Annotated in this window: 20 protein-coding genes and 1 pseudogene; 19 read left to right on the top strand and 2 right to left on the bottom strand. The window is 55.6% G+C overall.

The features are described 5' to 3' along the window. From typA to IPI80_RS05285, 3 genes are all read left to right on the top strand, one after another. A complete protein-coding gene (gene typA / locus IPI80_RS05295; protein WP_413857897.1) occupies positions 1–1,824 on the top strand; it encodes a translational GTPase TypA in 1,824 nt (607 codons plus the stop codon). A 71-nt stretch (positions 1,825–1,895) separates the two neighbouring features. Beyond that, positions 1,896–2,738 carry a DMT family transporter gene (locus tag IPI80_RS05290; RefSeq protein ID WP_413858687.1) on the top strand — a complete coding sequence of 281 codons (843 nt, stop codon included), beginning with the start codon at positions 1,896–1,898 and terminating at the stop codon, positions 2,736–2,738. Between the two features lie 3 nt (positions 2,739–2,741). Further along, on the top strand, positions 2,742–3,941 hold the full coding sequence (locus IPI80_RS05285) for an enoyl-CoA hydratase/isomerase family protein (RefSeq protein WP_413857895.1): 1,200 nt from the start codon (positions 2,742–2,744) through the stop codon (positions 3,939–3,941). Between the two features lie 23 nt (positions 3,942–3,964). Here IPI80_RS05285 and smpB read toward each other — a convergent pair whose 3' ends face one another. Further along, entirely contained in the window at positions 3,965–4,438 is a 474-nt protein-coding gene (gene smpB, locus IPI80_RS05280; protein WP_413857893.1) for an SsrA-binding protein SmpB, read from the bottom strand. Between the two features lie 80 nt (positions 4,439–4,518). On the opposite strand from smpB, the gene IPI80_RS05275 reads away from it, so the two are divergent. Both IPI80_RS05275 and IPI80_RS05270 read left to right on the top strand, forming a co-directional pair. Beyond that, positions 4,519–4,962, top strand: a complete 444-nt coding sequence (locus tag IPI80_RS05275; RefSeq protein WP_413857891.1) for a type II toxin-antitoxin system RatA family toxin — start codon at positions 4,519–4,521, stop codon at positions 4,960–4,962. Positions 4,963–4,972: 10 nt separating this feature from the next. Beyond that, positions 4,973–5,314, top strand: a complete 342-nt coding sequence (locus IPI80_RS05270; RefSeq protein ID WP_413857889.1) for an RnfH family protein — start codon at positions 4,973–4,975, stop codon at positions 5,312–5,314. A gap of 31 nt (positions 5,315–5,345) precedes the next feature. On the opposite strand, the gene IPI80_RS05265 is transcribed toward IPI80_RS05270, so the two are convergent. Then, positions 5,346–5,867, bottom strand: a complete 522-nt coding sequence (locus IPI80_RS05265; protein ID WP_413857887.1) for a DUF4124 domain-containing protein — start codon at positions 5,865–5,867, stop codon at positions 5,346–5,348. A 137-nt stretch (positions 5,868–6,004) separates the two neighbouring features. Here IPI80_RS05265 and guaB point away from each other — a divergent pair, with 137 nt between their 5' ends. The 14 genes and pseudogenes from guaB (at position 6,005) to IPI80_RS05195 (ending at position 20,242) form a co-directional block, all read left to right on the top strand. Next, positions 6,005–7,480 carry an IMP dehydrogenase gene (guaB, locus tag IPI80_RS05260; RefSeq protein ID WP_413857885.1) on the top strand — a complete coding sequence of 492 codons (1,476 nt, stop codon included), beginning with the start codon at positions 6,005–6,007 and terminating at the stop codon, positions 7,478–7,480. 5 nt (positions 7,481–7,485) lie between these two features. Beyond that, a complete protein-coding gene (gene guaA / locus IPI80_RS05255; RefSeq protein ID WP_413857883.1) occupies positions 7,486–9,099 on the top strand; it encodes a glutamine-hydrolyzing GMP synthase in 1,614 nt (537 codons plus the stop codon). 171 nt (positions 9,100–9,270) lie between these two features. Next, a complete protein-coding gene (locus IPI80_RS05250) occupies positions 9,271–9,447 on the top strand; it encodes a hypothetical protein (protein WP_413857881.1) in 177 nt (58 codons plus the stop codon). 51 nt (positions 9,448–9,498) lie between these two features. Then, positions 9,499–10,038: a cytochrome C oxidase subunit II gene (locus tag IPI80_RS05245; protein ID WP_413857879.1), complete on the top strand. Its 540-nt coding sequence runs from the start codon at positions 9,499–9,501 to the stop codon at positions 10,036–10,038. Positions 10,039–10,048: 10 nt separating this feature from the next. Continuing rightward, the gene (locus IPI80_RS05240; protein WP_413857877.1) at positions 10,049–11,743 is read left to right on the top strand and encodes a cbb3-type cytochrome c oxidase subunit I; all 1,695 of its coding nucleotides are present in this window, start codon (positions 10,049–10,051) and stop codon (positions 11,741–11,743) included. Positions 11,744–11,815: 72 nt separating this feature from the next. Continuing rightward, the gene (cyoE, locus tag IPI80_RS05235) at positions 11,816–12,724 is read left to right on the top strand and encodes a heme o synthase (RefSeq protein ID WP_413857875.1); all 909 of its coding nucleotides are present in this window, start codon (positions 11,816–11,818) and stop codon (positions 12,722–12,724) included. Between the two features lie 109 nt (positions 12,725–12,833). Then, the gene (locus IPI80_RS05230) at positions 12,834–13,646 is read left to right on the top strand and encodes an SCO family protein (RefSeq protein ID WP_413857873.1); all 813 of its coding nucleotides are present in this window, start codon (positions 12,834–12,836) and stop codon (positions 13,644–13,646) included. Positions 13,647–13,658: 12 nt separating this feature from the next. Further along, positions 13,659–14,273 (top strand): annotated as a pseudogene (locus IPI80_RS05225) (cytochrome b N-terminal domain-containing protein); the annotation flags it as partial. A gap of 102 nt (positions 14,274–14,375) precedes the next feature. Continuing rightward, positions 14,376–15,605, top strand: a complete 1,230-nt coding sequence (locus IPI80_RS05220; protein WP_413858685.1) for a CDP-6-deoxy-delta-3,4-glucoseen reductase — start codon at positions 14,376–14,378, stop codon at positions 15,603–15,605. Continuing rightward, a complete protein-coding gene (locus tag IPI80_RS05215) occupies positions 15,598–16,119 on the top strand; it encodes a hypothetical protein (RefSeq protein WP_413857871.1) in 522 nt (173 codons plus the stop codon). Before IPI80_RS05220 ends, IPI80_RS05215 begins: the two co-directional genes overlap by 8 nt. Before the next feature lie 11 nt (positions 16,120–16,130). Beyond that, positions 16,131–17,726 (top strand): cytochrome b N-terminal domain-containing protein, encoded by a 1,596-nt coding sequence (locus IPI80_RS05210; RefSeq protein ID WP_413857869.1) that lies wholly within the window; start codon positions 16,131–16,133, stop codon positions 17,724–17,726. Next, on the top strand, positions 17,719–19,155 hold the full coding sequence (locus IPI80_RS05205; protein ID WP_413857867.1) for a cbb3-type cytochrome c oxidase subunit I: 1,437 nt from the start codon (positions 17,719–17,721) through the stop codon (positions 19,153–19,155). Before IPI80_RS05210 ends, IPI80_RS05205 begins: the two co-directional genes overlap by 8 nt. Before the next feature lie 3 nt (positions 19,156–19,158). Further along, positions 19,159–20,016: a hypothetical protein gene (locus IPI80_RS05200; protein ID WP_413857865.1), complete on the top strand. Its 858-nt coding sequence runs from the start codon at positions 19,159–19,161 to the stop codon at positions 20,014–20,016. Between the two features lies 1 nt (position 20,017). Further along, positions 20,018–20,242 carry a hypothetical protein gene (locus tag IPI80_RS05195; RefSeq protein WP_413857863.1) on the top strand — a complete coding sequence of 75 codons (225 nt, stop codon included), beginning with the start codon at positions 20,018–20,020 and terminating at the stop codon, positions 20,240–20,242. The last annotated feature ends 51 nt before the right edge of the window (positions 20,243–20,293 follow it).

Here is a 20,293-nt window from a genome sequence, read left to right as displayed (position 1 = left end):
ATGAGCAGTAACCAAATCCGTAACATCGCCATCATTGCCCACGTTGACCACGGCAAGACCACCATGGTCGACCAATTGCTGCGCCAGTCGGGCACCTTTGCCCAGCACGAGAAAGTCGTTGACACCGTGATGGACAACAACGCAATCGAAAAAGAGCGCGGCATTACCATTCTGGCCAAGAACTGCGCGGTAACCTGGCAAGGCACCCACATCAACATCGTGGATACCCCCGGACACGCGGACTTTGGCGGTGAAGTGGAACGTGCCTTGAGCATGGTGGACGGCGTGGTGCTGCTGATTGATGCCCAGGAAGGCCCCATGCCACAAACCCGCTTTGTGACCAAGAAGGCACTGGCGTTGGGTTTGAAGCCGATTTTGGTGGTCAACAAGGTGGACAAGCCTGGTTCTCGTCCTGACTGGGTGGTGAATGCCGCTTTTGATTTATTTGACAAGCTCGGTGCGACTGACGAGCAACTCGACTTCCCGGTCGTCTATGCCTCAGGCATCAACGGCTGGTCATCCATGGAAGAGGGCGGACAAGGTGAGCAGTGGGGTCCAGACATGTCGGCGCTGTTCAATACCATTCTTCAACACGTACCAGCGCAGAAGGGCGATCCCGATGCGCCGCTTCAATTGCAGATTTCCGCGCTGGATTTTTCAACCTTTGTTGGCCGTATTGGTGTCGGCCGTATCAGCCAGGGCACCATCAAGCCCATGATGGACGTCGTGGTCATGGAAGGCCCGGATGGCAAAGCCGTCAAGGGACGTATCAACCAGGTGTTGACGTTCCAGGGTCTGGAGCGCGTGCAAGCGACCGAAGCAGGTCCGGGCGAGATTGTGCTGATCAACGGGATTCCGGATATCGGTATTGGCGTCACCATCACCGACCCCCTCAAGCCTGCACCGTTGCCTATGCTCAAGGTGGATGAACCTACCCTGACCATGAATTTCTGCGTCAACACCAGCCCGCTGGCTGGGCGCGAAGGCAAGTACGTTACCAGCCGCCAGATCTGGGACCGGCTGCAAAAAGAGCTGCAACACAACGTGGCACTGCGCGTCAAAGAAACCGACGAAGAAGGTATCTTCGAAGTCATGGGTCGCGGCGAACTGCACCTGACCATTCTGCTGGAAAACATGCGCCGTGAAGGCTATGAGATGGCCGTGTCCAAACCGCGTGTGGTGTTTCGTGAGGTGAACGGGGAGATCCACGAGCCTATCGAAATGGTGACCGCAGACATCGAGGAAACCCACCAGGGTGGCGTGATGCAGGCCCTGGGTGAACGCAAGGGTGAGCTGGTGAACATGGAGCCGGATGGTCGTGGTCGTGTGCGTCTGGAATACCGCATTCCGGCGCGTGGCTTGATTGGTTTTACCAACGAGTTCATGAACCTGACACGGGGCTCGGGCCTGATTTCCAATATCTTCGACAGCTATGAGCCGCATAAGGGCGACATTGGTGGCCGCAAGAACGGCGTGCTGATTTCCATGGATGCGGGTGAAATTTTCACCTATGCCCTTGGCAAACTTGACGACCGCGGACGTATGTTCGTGCGCGCCAATGATCCGGTCTACGAAGGCATGATCGTTGGCATCCATAGCCGTGACAACGATTTGGTGGTCAATGCCACCCGGACCAAGCAGTTGACCAATTTCCGCGTGTCCGGAAAGGAAGATGCGATCAAGATCACGCCCCCGATTGAACTCACACTCGAATACGGCGTGGAATTCATTGAGGAAGACGAACTGGTGGAAATCACACCCAAGTCCGTGCGTCTGCGCAAGCGCCACCTGACCGAAAGCGAGCGGAAGCGCGCCGGCCGATAACGCATTGCCACCTTGCGCTCATCGCTGCGGTAATTGTTTTGAAGCTTAACCACAACCGCGCAGCTGGTCTGATGGTCGTGGTGACTTTTATGTGGTCCACCGCCGGTGTGGTGGCGCGCCACCTGGATGCGGCACGCAGCTTTGAGGTGACGTTTTGGCGGGCGTTTTTCACCGCTGTGTCTCTGTTGGTGTTGCTGCCGCTGGTGCGTGGGCGGCGGGTGTTCGCTGGCATGCGCTATGCCGGATCGGCTTTTTGGCTCTCAGGCGTGTGCTGGGGCGTGATGTTTACCGCCTACATGGTGGCAATCACGCTGACAAGCGTTGGCAACGTGCTGGTCACCATGTCCCTGGGACCTTTGATTACGGCGCTGATTGCCCGCGTCTTCATCGGCCACCGCATCCCGATGCGTACTTGGATCGCCATTGGCGTGGCCGGCACCGGTGTTGCCTACATGTATGCCTCCCAAGTGCAGAGCGGGCAAATTTTGGGCACACTGGTTGCCCTGTGTGTGCCGCTTGCCGGCGCTTCTAACTGGACTATTACCCAGCACTCCCACGCCCAAGGACACAACGTCGACCTGGTGCCTGCGGTGTTTGTTGGCGCAGTTTTCAGCTGCTTGTTCACGTTGCCGCTGGCCTTTCCGTTTGAAGCCACGACCCATGATTTGATTTTGCTGGGCTATTTGGGCGTGTTTCAGCTGGGTATTCCCTGCGTACTCGCCGTCCTATGCGCGCAGGTGCTCAAAGCGCCAGAGTTGGCCTTGCTGGCCCTGCTGGAAGTGGTGTTTGGTATTTTGCTGGCCTGGGTTGGTGCGGGTGAGGTCCCTGGTCAGACCGTGCTGATCGGTGGCACACTGGTTATTGGTGCCCTGGTGGCCAACGAGCTGCTGGGCTGGAAACAAAGGACTTTGTAACGCATGAACCCCGCAATCACCGAAATTCAAACCAGCGTCGCTGGCGGCGTAGGCCTCATCACCCTCAACCGTGCCAAGGCCCTTAATGCCTTGTCTTTGACCATGGTGCAGGCGTTACTGGGCACGTTGCGTGCTTGGCGTGATGACCCGGCGGTATTCGCCGTAGCCATCCGTGGTACCAACAAAGCGGGCCCGCCCGGCAGTCCAGATAGTTTCTTTGGCAGCTTTTGTGCAGGAGGTGACATCCGGTTCTTTCACCAGGCAGCGCTGGCCAACGACCCCGCCCTGGAAACCTTCTTCACCGAGGAATACACCCTCAACCACCTGATCCACAACTACCCCAAACCATACATTGCCTTCATGGATGGCATTGTCATGGGTGGAGGCATGGGGATTTGCCAAGGCCCAGCCTTGGCATCCCCTACGGGCAATATTGGAAGCGCTCCCGGCAAGCCGTCCGCACGCCAAGTTGGTGTTGTTCGCATCGTCACGGAGCGCACCAAGATGGCTATGCCAGAGACCGGTATCGGCCTGTTTCCGGATGTAGGCGGGGGCTATTTCCTGAGCCGTTGCCCCGGCAACGCCGGGGAATATCTGGCGCTAACCGGTAACACCATTGGTGGTGATCAAGCCGTGGCCTGGGGCCTGGCCGACGTCTGCCTACCCGCTCACACGCTGCCTACGCTGTGGGCTGCCTTGCAGGTGCAAGGCAGCGCGGAAGCCTTGCAGCACTGGATTACTACTAATGTGATAGCGCCTTATGTAGATTCCACGAGGGCTATCGCTTCATTTGATGCAGATATTCTGGCTGCATTTGGTATGGACAGTATCAGCGCAATAGTGTCTGCGCTGGATGCGCAGGGCACCGAAGCGGCCAAGGCGGTTGCTGCCACCTTGCGCCACCGCAGCCCACTGATGCTGCATGTGGTTTTGGAGCAAATTCGTCGTGCCCGCAGCCTGTCGTTGGCCGACGATCTGCGCATGGAACGCGGTTTGGTGCAGCACTGCTTTTACACTGCGCACCTAGAGCGATCCGGCGCGAGCAGCGAAACGGTGGAGGGCATTCGCGCTCTGGCCATTGACAAAGATTTCAAACCCGCCTGGAATCCGGCGCGCATTGAGGATGTGACACCACAGATGGTGACCCCTTTCTTTGTCAGCCCCTGGAGCGCAGACGCGCATCCGCTTCGCAACCTGGCCTGAAGCCGCCAACTACCGATTATTTTTCACCGGCTGCGGCTTTTCATGGCGCGTTCCACTTCGCGCTTGCCTTCGCGGTCCTTGATCGTGTCTCGTTTGTCATGCTCGGCCTTGCCCTTGGCCAAGGCAATTTCACATTTCACCTTGCCGTCTTTCCAATGCAGGTTGATGGGAACCAGGGTGTAGCCCTTTTGCTCTACCTTGGTAATTAGGCGCTGGATTTGCTCCTTGTGCATCAGCAGCTTCTTGGTACGCACATTGTCGGGGTTGACGTGGGTGGATGCGGTATGCAGCGGATTGATCTGCAGGCCGATGATGAACAACTCGCCACCTCGAACGACCACATAGCCATCGGTCAGCTGCACTTTGCCTTCTCGCAGGGACTTCACTTCCCAGCCTTCCAGCACCAAACCAGCTTCAAAACGCTCCTCAAAGAAATAGTTGTACGCTGCCTTCTTGTTGTCAGCAATGCGGGTGTTGATAGCGGGTTTTTTAGCCATGGGACTCAAATGGGGGTGACAGTCGGAAAAAGGAAGTGTGCTCCAGGGCTTGTCTACAATCCCGCGCAGACCTCCATTCTATGAAAACCGTACACAAGTCCGTTTTGATCTGGTACACCCCGCAGGAGATGTACGTGTTGGTGACTGATGTCAACCGCTACGCAGAGTTTTTACCCTGGTGCGATCACGCACGCGTGGTGGAAGAGCATGAAGATGGAATGACGGCAGAGATGGGAATCGCGTTTGGCGGAGTGCAACAGAATTTCACTACACGCAACGTGCACACGCCCGGCAGTCGGGTGGATATGCAGTTGCAAAATGGTCCTTTTTCCAAGCTGGATGGACATTGGGTTTTTTCTGCCCTGGGGGATGGATCACAACGTGCCTGCAAGGTTGAGTTGACACTGAACTATGGCTTTGACAGCGCAACACTAGCCAAGTTGGTCGGGCCGGTGTTCGACAAGATCGCTGCCGATCTGGTGGATGCGTTCGTCAAACGCGCCCAACAGGTCTACGGAGATTAGTGGAGCTGCCATGGTGATCAGCATCACTCTAGTCCACTCGCCGCGTCCGCGGGAAGTGGTAGAACTACCTTTGGAGCTGGAAAATGGCGCTACGGTGGCCCAGGCATTGCAAGCTTGCGGTTTTCAGGCCCTGTTGGCGCGTCCTGCTGAACAACCAGCCGGAATGGGAATATGGGGGAAGCGCGTTTCACCGGCCCATGTACTGCGTGACCAGGACCGGCTGGAGCTGTACCGCCCGTTGACCGTTGACCCCAAAGTAGCACGGCGTGCGCGGTTTGCGCGCCAAGGGGCCAAGAAAAAAGCGGCGGGTTTGTTTGCCACGCGTCGGGCTGGCGCCAAGGCGGGTTACTGAAATACCGCCTCGATGGTTGGCTCCCCCCGGTCTATTGACAATCCTTGGCCATAATCCCTTGAATCCGCTTGAGTTCCATGGAGCGTGCTGCGTCGTCCATGATTTCGCGCTCGCCCGACGCATTGACTCGACCCAACCGAACGCCGGATTCCAAGGTCGTCTTGGCCTGCTTGGCTCGGGCACAGTTTTCTATTTTGGCCTTGATCACTTCCACCTCAGCAGCCTTTCGCTTTGCGGCTTCAGCATCTTGCGCCTGCTTCTTCTTGGCTTCCAATTCCTTGTCCAGTCCGCCAACCGGCTTGCTTGACGCAAGCAGGGCGGGCGCAGCGGGCGCATTCGTAGCAGTGTCGGAGGCGCCTGCATCGGACGCAGCAGGCTGCGCTGGCATATGGCTATTCGGCCGTTTTAGGATGTTTTTGTCTGAGATTTCTGCGGGTGGTGCACGGTCGCTGAACACCTTGTGGCCATCCTTGTCGATCCATTGCCACTGAGCAGAGGCCACACCGCACAGGCTCGCCAATGCCACCGTCAGGAATATTTGAATCGTTTTCATGGGCAAAGTGTAGCTTTGTAGTGGGGTTGTGGCATCTATTTCCGATTAAACGGCCGTGATTTTCCTCCCGTCGGCCGGATTTGTCGGGTTTTGGGGACCACCGCCACGGGTACAATTTCGTCATTTGGAGCTTTGACATGCGCCTCCTCGGCAAAGCACTCACCTTCGACGACGTGTTGTTGGTTCCCGCCTACTCCCAAGTCCTGCCCAAGGACACCTCCCTGGCCACCCAGTTCTCCCGCAATATCGCCCTGAACCTTCCTCTGGTTTCAGCAGCCATGGACACGGTAACCGAAGCCCGATTGGCCATTGCCATTGCACAGGAAGGTGGGATGGGCATCGTCCACAAGAACCTGACTGCCGCCGAACAGGCCGCCCAGGTATCCAAAGTCAAGCGGTACGAGTCTGGCGTGCTGCGCGACCCGGTCGTCATCACCCCGTCGCACACCGTACGTCAGGTCATGAACCTGTCAGAACAATTGGGTGTTTCAGGATTCCCGGTCTGCGACGGCGGCAAAGTGGTCGGCATTGTCACCGGGCGCGATCTGCGCTTCGAGACCCGTTACGACCTGCCAGTCAGTCAAATAATGACGCGCAGGGAGAAGCTGGTGACGGTACAAGACAGCGCCGCCATCACGATTACCCAGGCCAAGGTTTTGCTCAACCAGTACAAGATCGAGCGCCTGTTGGTAGTCAATGATGCGTTTGAGCTCAAGGGCCTGATCACTGTCAAGGACATCACCAAGCAGACCAGTTTCCCCAACGCCGCACGCGATGCGCATGGCAAGTTGCGCGTAGGAGCCGCCGTGGGTGTGGGTGAGGGGACCGAAGAACGCGTAGAAGCTCTGGTGCGCGCTGGAGTGGACGCGATTGTGGTGGATACGGCCCATGGACACAGCCACGGTGTGATAGAGCGGGTACGCTGGGTCAAAAAGAACTATCCCCAGGTGGACGTCGTTGGCGGCAATATCGCGACCGGCGCGGCAGCGTTGGCTTTGGTTGAAGCCGGCGCAGATGCCGTAAAGGTGGGAATTGGGCCCGGCTCCATTTGTACGACCCGCATTGTGGCTGGTGTAGGCGTGCCCCAGATCATGGCTATCGACAACGTTGCAACGGCGCTCAAGGGCACTGGAGTGCCTTTGATTGCCGATGGTGGCATTCGCTACAGTGGCGACATCGCCAAGGCATTGGCCGCTGGCGCCAGCACGGTAATGATGGGCGGCCTGTTTGCCGGTACCGAAGAGGCTCCCGGCGAAGTCATTCTGTTTCAGGGTCGCAGCTACAAGAGCTACCGTGGCATGGGCTCCATTGGGGCCATGCAGCAGGGCAGTGCCGACCGCTACTTTCAAGAGTCGACGACTGGAAACCCCAATGCCGACAAACTGGTGCCCGAAGGCATTGAAGGTCGTGTTCCGTACAAAGGGTCTATGGTGGCCATCGTGTACCAAATGGCCGGTGGCGTTCGCGCCAGCATGGGCTATTGCGGCTGTCCCACTATTGAAATCATGCAGAACAATGCAGAATTTGTAGAAATCACCACGGCCGGCATCCGTGAAAGCCATGTCCACGACGTGCAAATCACAAAAGAAGCCCCCAACTACCGTGCCGACTGATGACCATGACACACGAACGCATTCTTATTCTTGATTTCGGATCGCAGGTTACCCAGTTAATCGCCCGCCGTGTGCGTGAGGCCCACGTGTTCTGTGAAGTGCATTCCTGCGATGTCAGTGACCAGTGGGTACGCGACTACGCTGCCAATGGACAACTCAAGGGCGTGATCCTGTCGGGCAGCCACGCCAGTCTGTGGGAAGACGAAACCCTGCGCGCGCCCCAAGCGATTTTTGAATTGGGTGTGCCGGTACTAGGCATCTGCTTTGGTATGTACGCGATTGCCGAGGCACTGGGTGGAAAAGTGGAGGGTGGTCACAAGCGCGAGTTTGGTTCTGCTGAGTTGCGGGCCCATGGCCATACACGCCTGCTAGACGGCATTGCCGACTACACCACCGAACAGGGCCACGGAATGCTGAATGTGTGGATGAGCCATGGCGACAACGTCACGCAGATGCCACCTGGCTTCAAACGCATGGCCAGTACCGTAAGCTGCGCGATTGCGGGCATGGCCGATGAAGAGCGCAGGATCTACGCCGTGCAGTTCCACCCGGAGGTAACCCATACCACGCAAGGGGCCGCCATTCTGAATCGGTTCGTGTTGGACATCTGTGGTGCCCGGGCCGATTGGGTCATGGGTGATTACATTGCTGAGGCGGTCAAACACATCCGGACGCAGGTTGGCAGTGAAGAAGTCATCTTGGGCCTGTCGGGCGGCGTGGATTCGTCCGTTGCAGCGGCACTGATTCATCGTGCCATCGGAGATCAACTGACCTGTGTATTTGTGGACCACGGACTGCTGCGCCTGAACGAGGGCGACATGGTGATGGAGATGTTCGTCGGCAAGCTGCACGCCAAGGTAATACGTGTGGATGCCAGTGAACAGTTCCTGGGACATTTGGCAGGTGTCAGTGATCCCGAAGCCAAGCGCAAGATTATTGGGCGCGAGTTTGTTGAGGTTTTCAGGGCCGAGGCCAGCAAGCTCAAGAATGACCACTCCCGTCACGTAGCCTGGCTGGCACAGGGCACCATTTACCCGGACGTCATCGAATCCGGCGCCGCCAAGAGCAAGAAGGCCGTGACCATCAAGAGTCACCACAATGTTGGGGGCCTGCCAGAGCAACTGGGGTTGAAATTGCTAGAACCGCTGCGCGAGTTGTTCAAAGACGAAGTGCGTGAACTAGGTGAAGCATTGGGCCTGCCACATGATATGGTGTACCGCCATCCGTTTCCAGGACCAGGTTTGGGTGTTCGCATTTTGGGCGAAGTCAAAAAGGAATACGCTGATTTGCTGCGCCAGGCTGATGCCATCTTCATTGAAGAGCTCCGTAATTTTCGTGATGAAGCAACCAATAAGTCCTGGTACGAGTTGACTAGCCAGGCCTTTGCGGTTTTTTTACCCGTCAAGAGCGTCGGTGTGATGGGCGACGGCAGAACCTATGACTATGTAGTGGCACTGCGGGCGGTACAGACGAGCGACTTCATGACCGCGGACTGGGCTGAGCTGCCATATGCCTTGCTCAAGAAGGTGTCGAGCCGCATTATCAACGAGGTGCGGGGCATCAATCGCGTGACGTACGACGTATCAAGCAAGCCTCCTGCAACGATTGAGTGGGAGTAGGACGTTTACAAAACCGTCTACTGTCGTACACTGCCACTCAGTAAACCAAGACACGAGTTTGAAGCAGCCATTTCTTAATGCAAATTAAGTAAAGTTTCGAACTATCTGTGTACAGTTTGCGCAGGCGTCGAACGCCGTTTTGACGATGGAATTTCACTTAAGGATAACGACATGTCGCAAACCCCAGACTCCAATCATCCAGCCGACGATCCTAACGAACCGGTACCCTTGATTCAGCAATTGCTGGACAACCCGTTCTTGCTGCTATTCCTTGGCGTAATGATCCCCATGATTGTTTACTCACTGTGGGGTGTGATTGACATTTTGACCGTTCCGCTAGCCAAGTAAGCAGTGATTACTTCGTCGTAAACCACTAACAATAACTTAGGAGAAACACATATGAGCGCAATTTTGCCTCCTGCAGAGCGACTGTGGTGGAAACATCCACTGGATCGCGTCGAGGGAACCTGGATCGTAATCGCACTCATCTGGTGCCTGATCATGTTTGCCATGATGGTTGGCTGGCACATCTACGGTGCACAAAATCTGTCGACGGAAACGTATAGAACAACTCCCGAGATGTATGCCAAAAAAGCCCAGGCTATGGTGGACAAGTACACCGTGCGCACTGAGACCGCTGACAACATCCCCGTGGTCGCCCCTCCCGCGGGTGCAGATGTCTACTTGACTGCACGGCTGTGGAACTTCTGGCCCATTCTGGAACTGGAAAAAGACAAGACCTACCGCCTGCACCTGACGTCCATGGACTACAACCATGGCTTTTCTCTCCAGCCGGTCAACATCAACATTCAAATCGTTCCCGGCTTCGAGCACGTGATGAATATTACGCCGAATAAGTCTGGAAACTATTCGATCGTTTGCAACGAATTCTGCGGAATCGGCCATCACACGATGGTGAGCCGCCTGTACGTGAAATAAGGTGGCATAGATGACAACAACATACCGTACCTGCCCACGCTCAGGGCTTCAATTTGAGTCGCAGGCTGAAAAGCTGATGATCGCAAACGCCGTTGCCGCCGTAGTAGCACTACTGGTTGGCGGCATTCTGGCGATCGGCGTCGTTCTGACCCGCTGGCCAACTGTTCACTGGTTAGCTGCCGACACGTTCTATATGGTGCTGACCGCCCACGGCATTGACATGCTGATCTTCTGGATCATTTTCTTTGAAATAGCCGTTCTGTACTTCTGTTCATCGACCTTATTACGTTGTCGCATAGCGACGCCGAAAGTGGCTTGGGTTGCGTTTGCGCTGATGCTGATCGGTGCCGTGACGAACAACGTCGCGGTGTTCAAGGGCAGTTCCAGCGTCATGATGACATCGTATGTCCCCATGATGGCAGAACCCAACTTCTATCTCGGCTTGATCTTGTTTGCTGTGGGTGCACTCATTGCCTGTTTCGTTTTCTTCGGCACGTTGGTCATTGCCAAACGGGATAAGACATACCAGGGCTCTGTACCGCTAGTCACCTTTGGTGCCACCGTTGCAGCCATCATCGCTGTGTTTACGATTGCCTCGGGTGCCATCATCCTGATTCCAACATACCTCCTGTCGCTCAATATCATCAGCGCGGTTGATCCCCTGATTTACCGCACCATCTGGTGGGCTTTTGGCCACTCGTCACAGCAAATCAACGTTGCTGCGCACATCTCGATCTGGTATGCCGTCGCTGCTATCGCTTTCGGCGCCAAACCCATGTCCGAACGTGTGAGCCGTGGTGCCTTCTTGCTGTACATCCTGTTTCTGCAACTCGCTAGCGCCCACCACTTGTTGGCTGACCCCGGCGTGAGTACAGCCTGGAAAGTTGTGAATACCAGCTACTTCATGTACTTTGCCGTCCTGGCTTCCATGATTCACGGTTTGACCATTCCTGGTGCCATCGAAGTTGCACAGCGCGCCAAAGGCTACAACAATGGCCTGTTCGAGTGGTTGCGCAAAGCACCCTGGAGCAATCCAGTCTGGTCTGGCGTGTTTATTTCCATCGTTGGCTTCGGCTTCCTGGGTGGTATCACCGGTGTGATGATGGGTACCGAACAGTTGAACATGATCATCCATAACACGATTTACGTGCCGGGTCACTTCCACGCTACAGTGGTGGTGGGTACCTCGCTGTCGTTCATGGCATTGACTTACTTCCTCATTCCTGTGTTGTTCCGTCGTGAAATGATCAACCCTGGTTTGGCCATGATTCAGCCCTACCTGTTTGGTTTTTCCATGTACTTCTTCTGTCTGGTGATGATGGGTGCCGGCACATTGGGCGTCTCCCGCCGCCACTGGGATATGGCCTTCAACGGTTCGCCTATGGCTTATGAATGGCCGGGTGCCGCCTACTTGCTGATGGGCCTGGTGGGTATCGCTGGTGTCTCCGCCATTGTTGGTGGTGCTATTTACATCTACATCACCGTCGGTTCCATCCTTTGGGGCAAGAAACTGAGTGCGGGCAATGTGAGCGCCAATTTCACACCCATTCCGCCCACGGCACCTTCCGCTGTTGCGCAGTCCTATGGTTCTGCCGGGTTTGCGGCACCAGGCACCTTCGTCCTGGCGATGGTGTTCTTGGTGTCGTTTATTTTGTATTACTTCATCAACTGGAAGTACTTGTCGCAGATGTGGGGTTTGAGCTAACTCCGTAACGCTGTACGCGGGCTTCGGCCCGCGTACTGCCATGCTGCCTCTCGGATTGCAAGGAAGACTAAATTGAATAACGAGATGCTCAATAGCAAACCGTCTGGCACGATTGCCATTTCCCGTATGACCCGAAACGTACTTGGGCTCTTCAAGCTGCGGATTGGATTCATGATCATGGTCACAGCCTTGGTGGGATTAGTGGTCACTCCCGGCCAATCCATTGGATTGGAAAAAATCGTCATCATGGCGCTAACCGTACTGGTTGCTTCCGCCAGTGCCGGTGCATTCAATCAATATTACGAGCGCAATACGGACCATTTGATGGCCCGCACCCGCAATCGGGCCTTCGTAACGGGTTCGTTGCCCAGTTCACCGGCTTGGCTGGTCTTAATGGCCGTCATGTTGACGTCATCCGTTGCCATTGCTGCCCAGTACATCAATCTGGTTTCAGCCGTGTTTGTTTTTCTTGGGGCCTTCTTTTACGCGGTCGTTTATACCGTTTGGCTTAAACGCCGGAGCTGGTTGAATATCGTAGTAGGTGGTCTTGCAGGCAGCTTTGCAGTGTTAGCCGGTGCAGCAGCCGTCGATCCGGTTTTGGGCCCCTTACCGTTGCTGATGGCGGCTGTATTATTTCTGTGGACTCCTCCCCATTTCTGGAGTCTGGCAATTGCCAATCAGTCCGAGTACGCCGCAGCAGGTGTACCCATGCTGCCCGTAGTGGTGGGCACACAAAAAGCAGCAAATGTTGTATTCTGGAGCACGGTAGCGCTTGCAGTCACTGCGCTGCTACCTATTTGGTACGGGGCGGGTGTGATTTATTTTGTTGGCGCTGCGGTTGGCGGTGGTTACTTTGTCTTCAAGGCCTGGCAGCTTTCACAGTCACCCACACGAGCAACAGCAATGAGTTCCTTTTTTGCTTCATTGATTCAATTGAGCTTATTACTGGTCACGTCTACCCTGGATAGTTTGTACGCATAAGGACGTTTTGGCTGGAGTAGGTATGTTGGTTCTGATGTCGAAACCGTGTAGATGGATGGGGCAGTGCCTCCAAGTATGGTTGTACGTGGTCGTTGTCGGAGTCTGGCTGTTGATTCCTGCATCATCCGTTTGGGCGGATGAGCCCGATGTAGGAGGTACACCTGTTGCTCTGGACCAAAAGGAGGCATTGCGTGTCAGTCAGTCCGTAATCGGAACTATTCCGAGCGACTACACCTTTCAGGACAGAGAAGGGCGACCAGTCCGCTTATCACAGTACCGCGGCAAACCGCTGTTGGTCAGTTTTATATATACCGGGTGTTTTCAAGTCTGTCCCTTAACCACGCGTTCTCTGCAAAAAGCAGTGGAATCAGGGCGTGATTTTTTTGGAACCGACCAATTCAACATTGTCAGCATTGGCTTTAATCAGCCGGCGGACTCCTTCCAATCCCTCAAGTCGTTCGCACGCCAATACCGGATCGATGTCCCCAATTGGGAATTTCTGAGTCCCCATGCAACGACGGTGGAGCCTTTGACCCGTGAATTCGGCTTCAGCTATCTGGCAAACCCCGCTGGATTCGACCACACTCTACAGGTTACCCTGCTGGACTCCGAAGGGCGTATTTATCAACAAATTTATGGTGAAGAGCTAACCGCAGGTTCCATTGGAGAGCCAATCCGTCAGCTGCTCACCAACGCTCCAGCGCAACGCCAAATTGGAATCGATGAACTGTTCGAACGCGTGCGGATCCTTTGCACCGTCTACGATCCAAAAACCGGCAAGTACGAAGTAAAATATGGCCTGCTGATCGAGATAGCAGGCGGTGTGACTTTTGCACTGTTCATGCTGTGGTTTTTCGTTTCGGAATGGCTATCCCAGCGGCGAGCACGCCGACACTTTTTCTCTTCCCCAGAGACCCTTTGAGACTCCAACTACGTGTTAAATTTGCTGCAAACCACCGGACAACGTGCGTTCCATCTTCTTGAAAAAACATTCAACGCAATCTTTGGCGACCGTCTGAACCCACTGTATTACCTGGGTGCCATAACGTACTTTTTGTTGTGGGTTGTGATTGGAACCGGTCTCTATTTATATGCATTTTTCGAGACGGGAGTCGCAGTAGCATATGGCTCAGTTGAAGCGCTGACACACGGTCAGTGGTATGCGGGGGGGGTGATTCGCAGCGTTCACCGCTACGCGTCTGATGGCTTGGTGATCACCATGTTGCTGCACATGGTTCGGCACTTTATTTTTGATCGCCATCGCGGATTTCGCTGGTTTTCGTGGGTGTCAGGCGTGGTTTTGCTCTGGCTCACTTATGCTGCTGGCGTCAATGGCTACATGTTGCCATGGGACCGGTTGGCGCAATTTGTGGTTACCGCCACCACCGAATGGTTTGATGCATTGCCAGTAATTGGCGGTGTTATGGCGCGCAATTTCATTACCAACGCCAACGTTAGCGATCGACTATTTTCGCTTTTGGCATTTCTGCACATTGGCTTGCCATTGGCCGTGCTGGCGGTTTTGTGGGTCCATACACAACGCGTTCCCGGTGCCAAAACCAACCCTCCACGTCCATTGATGTATTCATTGTTGGGCATGCTGGTAATCTTGTCGCTGATTAAACCGGCCATCAGCCAGGGACCGGTGGATATGGCCACGTTGCCTGAATCTGTCCATTTTGATTGGTTTTATTTGATGGCCTATCCGCTTATTGAAAGCTGGGGCCCAACGCAAACTTGGGCTTTAACAGTGGGCTTCAGCTGCTTCCTGGTGTTGCTGCCATGGTTGCCGCCATTGCGTCGTAGCCAGCTATCCAAATGGGAAATGGCCGTACACCCTGATGAGCAAATCATTGAAGGCCGTGCCGGGGAGACGCTACTGGATGCGGGTTTGCGCGCAGGGCTGCCCATGCCCTTTGATTGCCGCAATGGTGGTTGTGGTGTTTGCAAGGCAGACATATTGCATGGCAGTGTGAAACTGGGCCCATTCCAGGAGGCTGTCCTGACCAGTGCGGAGCGTGCAGCTGGAAAGACACTGCTATGCTGCGCCGAACCATTGGGTAACATCGAAATTGCCTATGTTCCAGCAACCGATGTCAAACGACTTCCTATTCACAAGCACGTGGCAAGGGTCACGCGGTTGGAGCCACTATCTGCTGACGTCAAACGACTGTGTCTGTCGCTGTCAGACGGATCCACCTTGAAGTTCCATGCTGGTCAATATATTAATATTATTCTTGACAACGGTGAGAAACGCAGTTTTTCGTTTGCAGCGGCGCCCCACGCAGCAGAGGAAATTGAGTTGCAGGTTCGCCTGGTGCCGGGTGGACGCTTTACCACTAACGTTTTCGAGCGAATGAAGGTGGGGGACAACCTGTCTTTCGAAGGCCCATTGGGCACCTTCACTCTGCGAGAAGACAGCGATAAGCCAATATTATTTGTTGCCGGCTCAACGGGGTTTGCCCCAGTCAAGAGCATGGTTGAGTCAGCCTTCCATACCGGAATTAAGCGCCATATGATTTTGTACTGGGGTGTGCGCCGGCCCCATGACCTCTATTTGGGTAGTCTGGCTGAGCAATGGGCGAAAGAACACTCCAACTTTACTTTCATACCGGTTGTGTCCAACCCGGAACCTGAGGACGGGTGGACGGGACGCACCGGCTTGGTCCATCAGGCCATTTTGGCTGACTACCCTGATCTGTCCAAGCACCAGGTCTACGCCTGCGGATCAGTAAATATGGTTCAGGCCGCCCAGCCAGAGTTTGTCAAACATGGTATTTCCTCAGATGACTGCTTCTCCGATGCATTCCACCTCGCTCCGCAAAGGCCTCTCGATGGCCAACAGGCCGATATGGTGAAACTGGGAGGCACCCATGTCTGAAACATCATTTCCTAAACCCGTCCGTTATGCACTACAGGTGCTCGCCTACGGTGCTTTTGCTGCAACTGTCGCATATTTCTCCACTTCGCCGCCTTACCGCCTGCGCGGCGATGATGCGGCTGTAGTGAAGCTTTCGTTCAGCCATTCCGCCCAATTGGTGCAAGCCTGTCGAGAGCGCACGCCCGAAGAGTTGGCCAAGCTTCCTCCCAACATGCGGACCAAAATGGACTGCCCGCGCCAGCGCTCCGAGGTTCAAGTGGAGTTGGATATGGATGGCAAACCTCTGTACCGCATCACCACGCCTCCCACCGGGTTGCGCAAGGACGGTGCTGCGACCGTATATCGACGTCTGGAAATTCCAGCAGGACACCATCTATTTCAAGCCCGTCTCGCCGATGGACCAGACCGCCTTTTCCACTATGCGAGAGAGATTGACCTGAACCTCGTGCCTGGCCAAGTCCTGATCATTGATTTTTTAACGGGTGAGGGCGGTTTCGTTTTCACGCACGAATAAGGTAACTGACCGTGTCAGAGCTGCTACGCACACTGCGCACGGGTGACGAAAACCTCACGGGAACATTTGACCGTGCCTTTGCGCCAGCCCATAACCCGTGGCGCCATCTAGGCTCTCTCGCTTTTCTCTGCCTGGTTATTTCGGTGGTTAGTGGCATCATTGCCTTTGCGCTCTACGACACCAGCGTGGCGGGCGCTTACGAATCCGGGCGACGGTTACAGCTAGATCCACTGTTGATGGGCCGGCTGTTGCGAGGCCTGCACCGTTACACCGCAGATGCGTTCATGTTCCTCACCCTCCTGCATTTGTTGCGAGAGGGATTGCGTGGCCACTACCGGGGAATTCGCTGGTTCTCCTGGATTACCGGAATACCCCTGATCTGGCTTTTGTGGATTGCCGGTATCACCGGATTTTGGTTGCTGTGGGATGAACGTGCACTATATAGCGTGAATGCAACAGCTGAATGGCTTCAAGCCCTGCCGCTATTTTCTGACCTGTTGACTCGTAATTTTCTAACTGCCACTTCGTTGACGGATCGATTTTTCTCGCTGGTTGTCTTCATGCACATTGGCATTCCACTGTTCTTGTTGGCAGGGGTATGGATTCATATTCAACGTGTATCCAATGTACGCATCTGGCCACCAAAAACCTTGACTATCGGGACTATCGCCATGTTCACGATTCTGGCGTTGCTTGTGCCAACCGAAAGTATGGGGCCCGCCAACACTGGCCGTTTGCCGACGCATATTGACCTTGACTGGTTCTACTTGCTGCTGCACCCGGCGGTGGATTGGTTGTCAGCCGTGGGGGTATGGTGGCTGGTCGCGATTACAACGGCGTTGCTGACTGCGCTCCCATTTTTTCCAAAAAGAGCACAGCAACGCTCTACAGAGCCACCCAGCCAGGCTGCTGTGGTGGACCTTTCCAATTGCAATGGTTGCTCCCGCTGTGTTGCTGACTGCCCGTTTGGCGCGGTTGTCATGGTGCCGCGTACGGATGGCCTTCACCATCAGCAGCAGGCATCAGTCATAGCCGACATGTGCGCCGCCTGTGGCATTTGTGTAGGTTCCTGCCCTTCATCTACACCCTTTCGCCGTATTGAAGACATTGTCTCCGGCATTGAACTGCCCCATAAACCGGTGGTTGATATGCGCAAGCAGCTTCAACAGAAAGTTGGCGCCCTAACTGGGACATCCAAAATCATGTTGTTCAGTTGCGGGCAGACTGCAGACTGGCAATCGCTTGCCGATGCGTCCACCGCCGTACTGACCCTGGAATGCGCCGCCATGCTGCCGCCGTCCTTTATTGAGTACGCTTTGCGACTGGGCGCAGAGGGTGTCGTGATCGCAGGCTGCCGAGAATCCGACTGTGAGTTCCGATTGGGAGACCGTTGGGTTCAAGACCGCATGACGGGCGAACGCGAACCACGCCTGCGCGCCGCCGCACCGCGCGACCGCATTGCGGTTGTCTGGGCCGGCAACCAGCGGGATATGCTGCTGCGAACCGTCGCCGAACTGCGACACAGTTTGACACTCATCGCACCTTCCGAAGATTCGCCGACAATTCAAGCTTCCCCCGCGCAACTGCACGAATCGCACGATGATTGACAACCCACTCTCTGCCATGCCAATCCCCGGCGTACTGCACGTCACAGGTGCATCACGCCAGCACGCTGCCTCTGATTTTGGCTTTGACTTGGGAATACCTCAGGACGCGCGAAGAACCCTGGTTATGGCCTGGTTGGGATTGGGCCTATTGGCGCTTTTGGCGTCAGGCCTGTTTTCTGTTTTGCTGGTGTTGTCACGTACGCCCCAGTTACAAAACCTGTTCCCGATTGCCGATTTTTTCCGCGTTGCGCTGGTGGTGCACGTCGATCTATCCGTATTGGTTTGGTTTTTGGCCTTTGGCGGCGCGCTGTGGACGCTAAGTGGTACCCAGCGGTTCCAGGGGTTGGCCTGGTTGGCGTTTGGTCTGGCCGCGCTGGGAACTCTGGTCATGTGCGTGGCGCCCTTTGTGCAGGTCGCTACACCCATCATGGCCAACTATGTGCCGGTTCTTGACGGTCCCGTTTTTCTCACTGGACTGGTACTGTTTGGTGCCGGCATCACTGTGCTGTGCCTACGCTCTATGCTGTCGGTAGCACCGGTAGGCACCCGAATCACGGGTGGTGGCGCGCTGCGATTTGGTCTGAGTGCTGCCATGGTGGCCAATGCAGTGGCGGTTTTGGCATTTGCCTGGTCTTGGATTGCATTACCGCGCACCCTGGACCCGCGTATTTACTACGAGCTGGTGTTCTGGGGCGGCGGACATGTGCTGCAGTTCGCCTACACCTTGTTGATGCTGGTGAACTGGATTTGGCTGGCATCGGCTATTGGCGCGCGCTTGCCACTATCGCCGCGCGTGGTCGCACTGCTCATGGCCATTGCCTTGCTGAGTGTTTTTCTGACCCCTATTACCTACCTGGCGTATGAGGTCACTTCGGTCGAACACCACCGGCTGCAAACATTGTTGATGCGGTTTGGCGGTGGTTTGGTCATTCCGCCCATTGCGCTGGCTGTGTTGTGGTCTTTGTGGCCCGCCCGCCCGTTGGAGGCCGCCAAACGCCCTTTGCGCGCCAGTCTGATTGCGTCGTTGGTTCTATTTTCTGCCGGCGGCATCATTGGATTCCTGATTTCTGGCAGCAACGTCAAAATTCCTGCGCACTACCACGGCTGCATCGTGGGTGTAACCCTGGCCATGATGGGGGTTGTTTACCTGCTTTTGCCGCGCCTGGGCTATGCAGCGCCCAGCTCCAGAGCGGCTGCCTGGCAGCCAACCGTTTATGGCGCGGGTCAGATGATGCACATCATCGGCCTGGTCTGGTCGGGCGGATATGGAGTGCAACGCAAGGTGGCTGGCGCAGACCAGGTGCTGCGCTCCACGCAAGAGGTTATGGGCATGGGCCTGATGGGTTTGGGTGGACTGATTGCAATCGTAGGGGGCATCATGTTCGTCGTGATCGTGCTGCGCGCGCTGCGCCAGCCCAAGTCACAATAGGCCATGTCCCAAGCCCTGACCGAACCACGCGACAAGATTTTATCCCTGCGACTTCAACAGGCTGTGGGCTCCCTGGGCGCGCTATTGGCCTTGGTCATTTTGGGCGCCAGCATCTTGCTGCGGCTTACGACCCACATGACCGATGACGGTACGGTGCACTCTACACTACCCACCGCAACGGAAAATGCCGTGCGCATGGTGCATCGGTTAACAGCGTCAGGCGTGGGACTTCTGGCGTTATTGGCGACTGTTTTGTGCTGGATGCAACGCCGTGTGGCGCCCCAAACGGTTAAGCCCGTTGTCTGGCTGGTGCTTGTTACTGTAGTGCTTGCTGTCATCGGTCCGTTGACTCCCGGCTACCGCTATACCTTGGTAACTGTCACCAACGTAGTCGGCGGCACTGTGCTGCTCGGTGCTTGCTGGTGGCTGCGTGAAGCTTTGTCGAGTGGCGCCACGCCCTATCCAACCGAACCCCATCGCTTGCTTCGAGTCACCTTGGTCATTTTGGCGGTGCACGTCGCACTGGGCGCCACTGCCAGTGGTCTGGAAATGCGTGGCATCCATTGGGTCGTCTTTGTCCACACTGGATCAGCCTTGCTGACCACTTTGCTGTTGGGCTCCATACTTTGGGACCGTCGCAAACATGCACCTCTGCACACGTTGGTCGCCGCTATGACCGCAATACTGTCACTCCAGATCATGCTGGGCATGGTGGCCCTATGGGTACATGGCCGCCCCGTTGCCGTGGGCTTTGTGCATGCCATGCTGTCACCATTGCTCGTTGCCGGACTGGTGTCGATCGCTATCCGCGATAGAACCAGCCCTGCCACCATACCCGCATATAACCAACCGGAGAACTGACATGCGCGCTGTTTTTGGAGTAGTGGGCCTGCTGATCGCACTGGCCATTGTTTCTGTATTGGTCAAAAAACAGATGAGTGCACTGACCACCGCCGTTCCAGCCGGCTTGGCAAGTGCCCCGGCCGGAGCAACGCCCCAGCAACAAAGCCAGCAAATCCAGAATCAGATCAAGCAATCGGTGGAAAGCACCATGCAGCAGGCCCGACCGATGCCTGAAGACAAATAACTCTACATAAAATCGTGCTCTAGCCCTCGTGGAATATACGTAATAAGCTAT

Origin of the sequence: Candidatus Aalborgicola defluviihabitans (genome assembly GCF_016705985.1) — a bacterium.
In the GTDB taxonomy this organism is placed as follows: domain Bacteria; phylum Pseudomonadota; class Gammaproteobacteria; order Burkholderiales; family Burkholderiaceae_C; genus Allorhodoferax; species Allorhodoferax defluviihabitans.
Note: the sequence above shows the minus strand (reverse complement) of the source record. Positions and strands in the feature narration are given on the sequence as shown.

What these genes read in the sequence shown, in the direction of transcription:
- typA (WP_413857897.1), top strand. Translation starts at nt 1, where the DNA reads ATGAGCAGTAACCAAATCCGTAACATCGCCATCATTGCCCACGTTGAC.
- IPI80_RS05290 (WP_413858687.1), top strand. Translation starts at nt 1,896, where the DNA reads ATGGTCGTGGTGACTTTTATGTGGTCCACCGCCGGTGTGGTGGCGCGC.
- IPI80_RS05285 (WP_413857895.1), top strand. Translation starts at nt 2,742, where the DNA reads ATGAACCCCGCAATCACCGAAATTCAAACCAGCGTCGCTGGCGGCGTA.
- smpB (WP_413857893.1), bottom strand. Translation starts at nt 4,438, where the DNA reads ATGGCTAAAAAACCCGCTATCAACACCCGCATTGCTGACAACAAGAAG.
- IPI80_RS05275 (WP_413857891.1), top strand. Translation starts at nt 4,519, where the DNA reads ATGAAAACCGTACACAAGTCCGTTTTGATCTGGTACACCCCGCAGGAG.
- IPI80_RS05270 (WP_413857889.1), top strand. Translation starts at nt 4,973, where the DNA reads ATGGTGATCAGCATCACTCTAGTCCACTCGCCGCGTCCGCGGGAAGTG.
- IPI80_RS05265 (WP_413857887.1), bottom strand. Translation starts at nt 5,867, where the DNA reads ATGAAAACGATTCAAATATTCCTGACGGTGGCATTGGCGAGCCTGTGC.
- guaB (WP_413857885.1), top strand. Translation starts at nt 6,005, where the DNA reads ATGCGCCTCCTCGGCAAAGCACTCACCTTCGACGACGTGTTGTTGGTT.
- guaA (WP_413857883.1), top strand. Translation starts at nt 7,486, where the DNA reads ATGACACACGAACGCATTCTTATTCTTGATTTCGGATCGCAGGTTACC.
- IPI80_RS05250 (WP_413857881.1), top strand. Translation starts at nt 9,271, where the DNA reads ATGTCGCAAACCCCAGACTCCAATCATCCAGCCGACGATCCTAACGAA.
- IPI80_RS05245 (WP_413857879.1), top strand. Translation starts at nt 9,499, where the DNA reads ATGAGCGCAATTTTGCCTCCTGCAGAGCGACTGTGGTGGAAACATCCA.
- IPI80_RS05240 (WP_413857877.1), top strand. Translation starts at nt 10,049, where the DNA reads ATGACAACAACATACCGTACCTGCCCACGCTCAGGGCTTCAATTTGAG.
- IPI80_RS05220 (WP_413858685.1), top strand. Translation starts at nt 14,376, where the DNA reads ATGGCCACGTTGCCTGAATCTGTCCATTTTGATTGGTTTTATTTGATG.
- IPI80_RS05215 (WP_413857871.1), top strand. Translation starts at nt 15,598, where the DNA reads ATGTCTGAAACATCATTTCCTAAACCCGTCCGTTATGCACTACAGGTG.
- IPI80_RS05205 (WP_413857867.1), top strand. Translation starts at nt 17,719, where the DNA reads ATGATTGACAACCCACTCTCTGCCATGCCAATCCCCGGCGTACTGCAC.
- IPI80_RS05200 (WP_413857865.1), top strand. Translation starts at nt 19,159, where the DNA reads ATGTCCCAAGCCCTGACCGAACCACGCGACAAGATTTTATCCCTGCGA.
- IPI80_RS05195 (WP_413857863.1), top strand. Translation starts at nt 20,018, where the DNA reads ATGCGCGCTGTTTTTGGAGTAGTGGGCCTGCTGATCGCACTGGCCATT.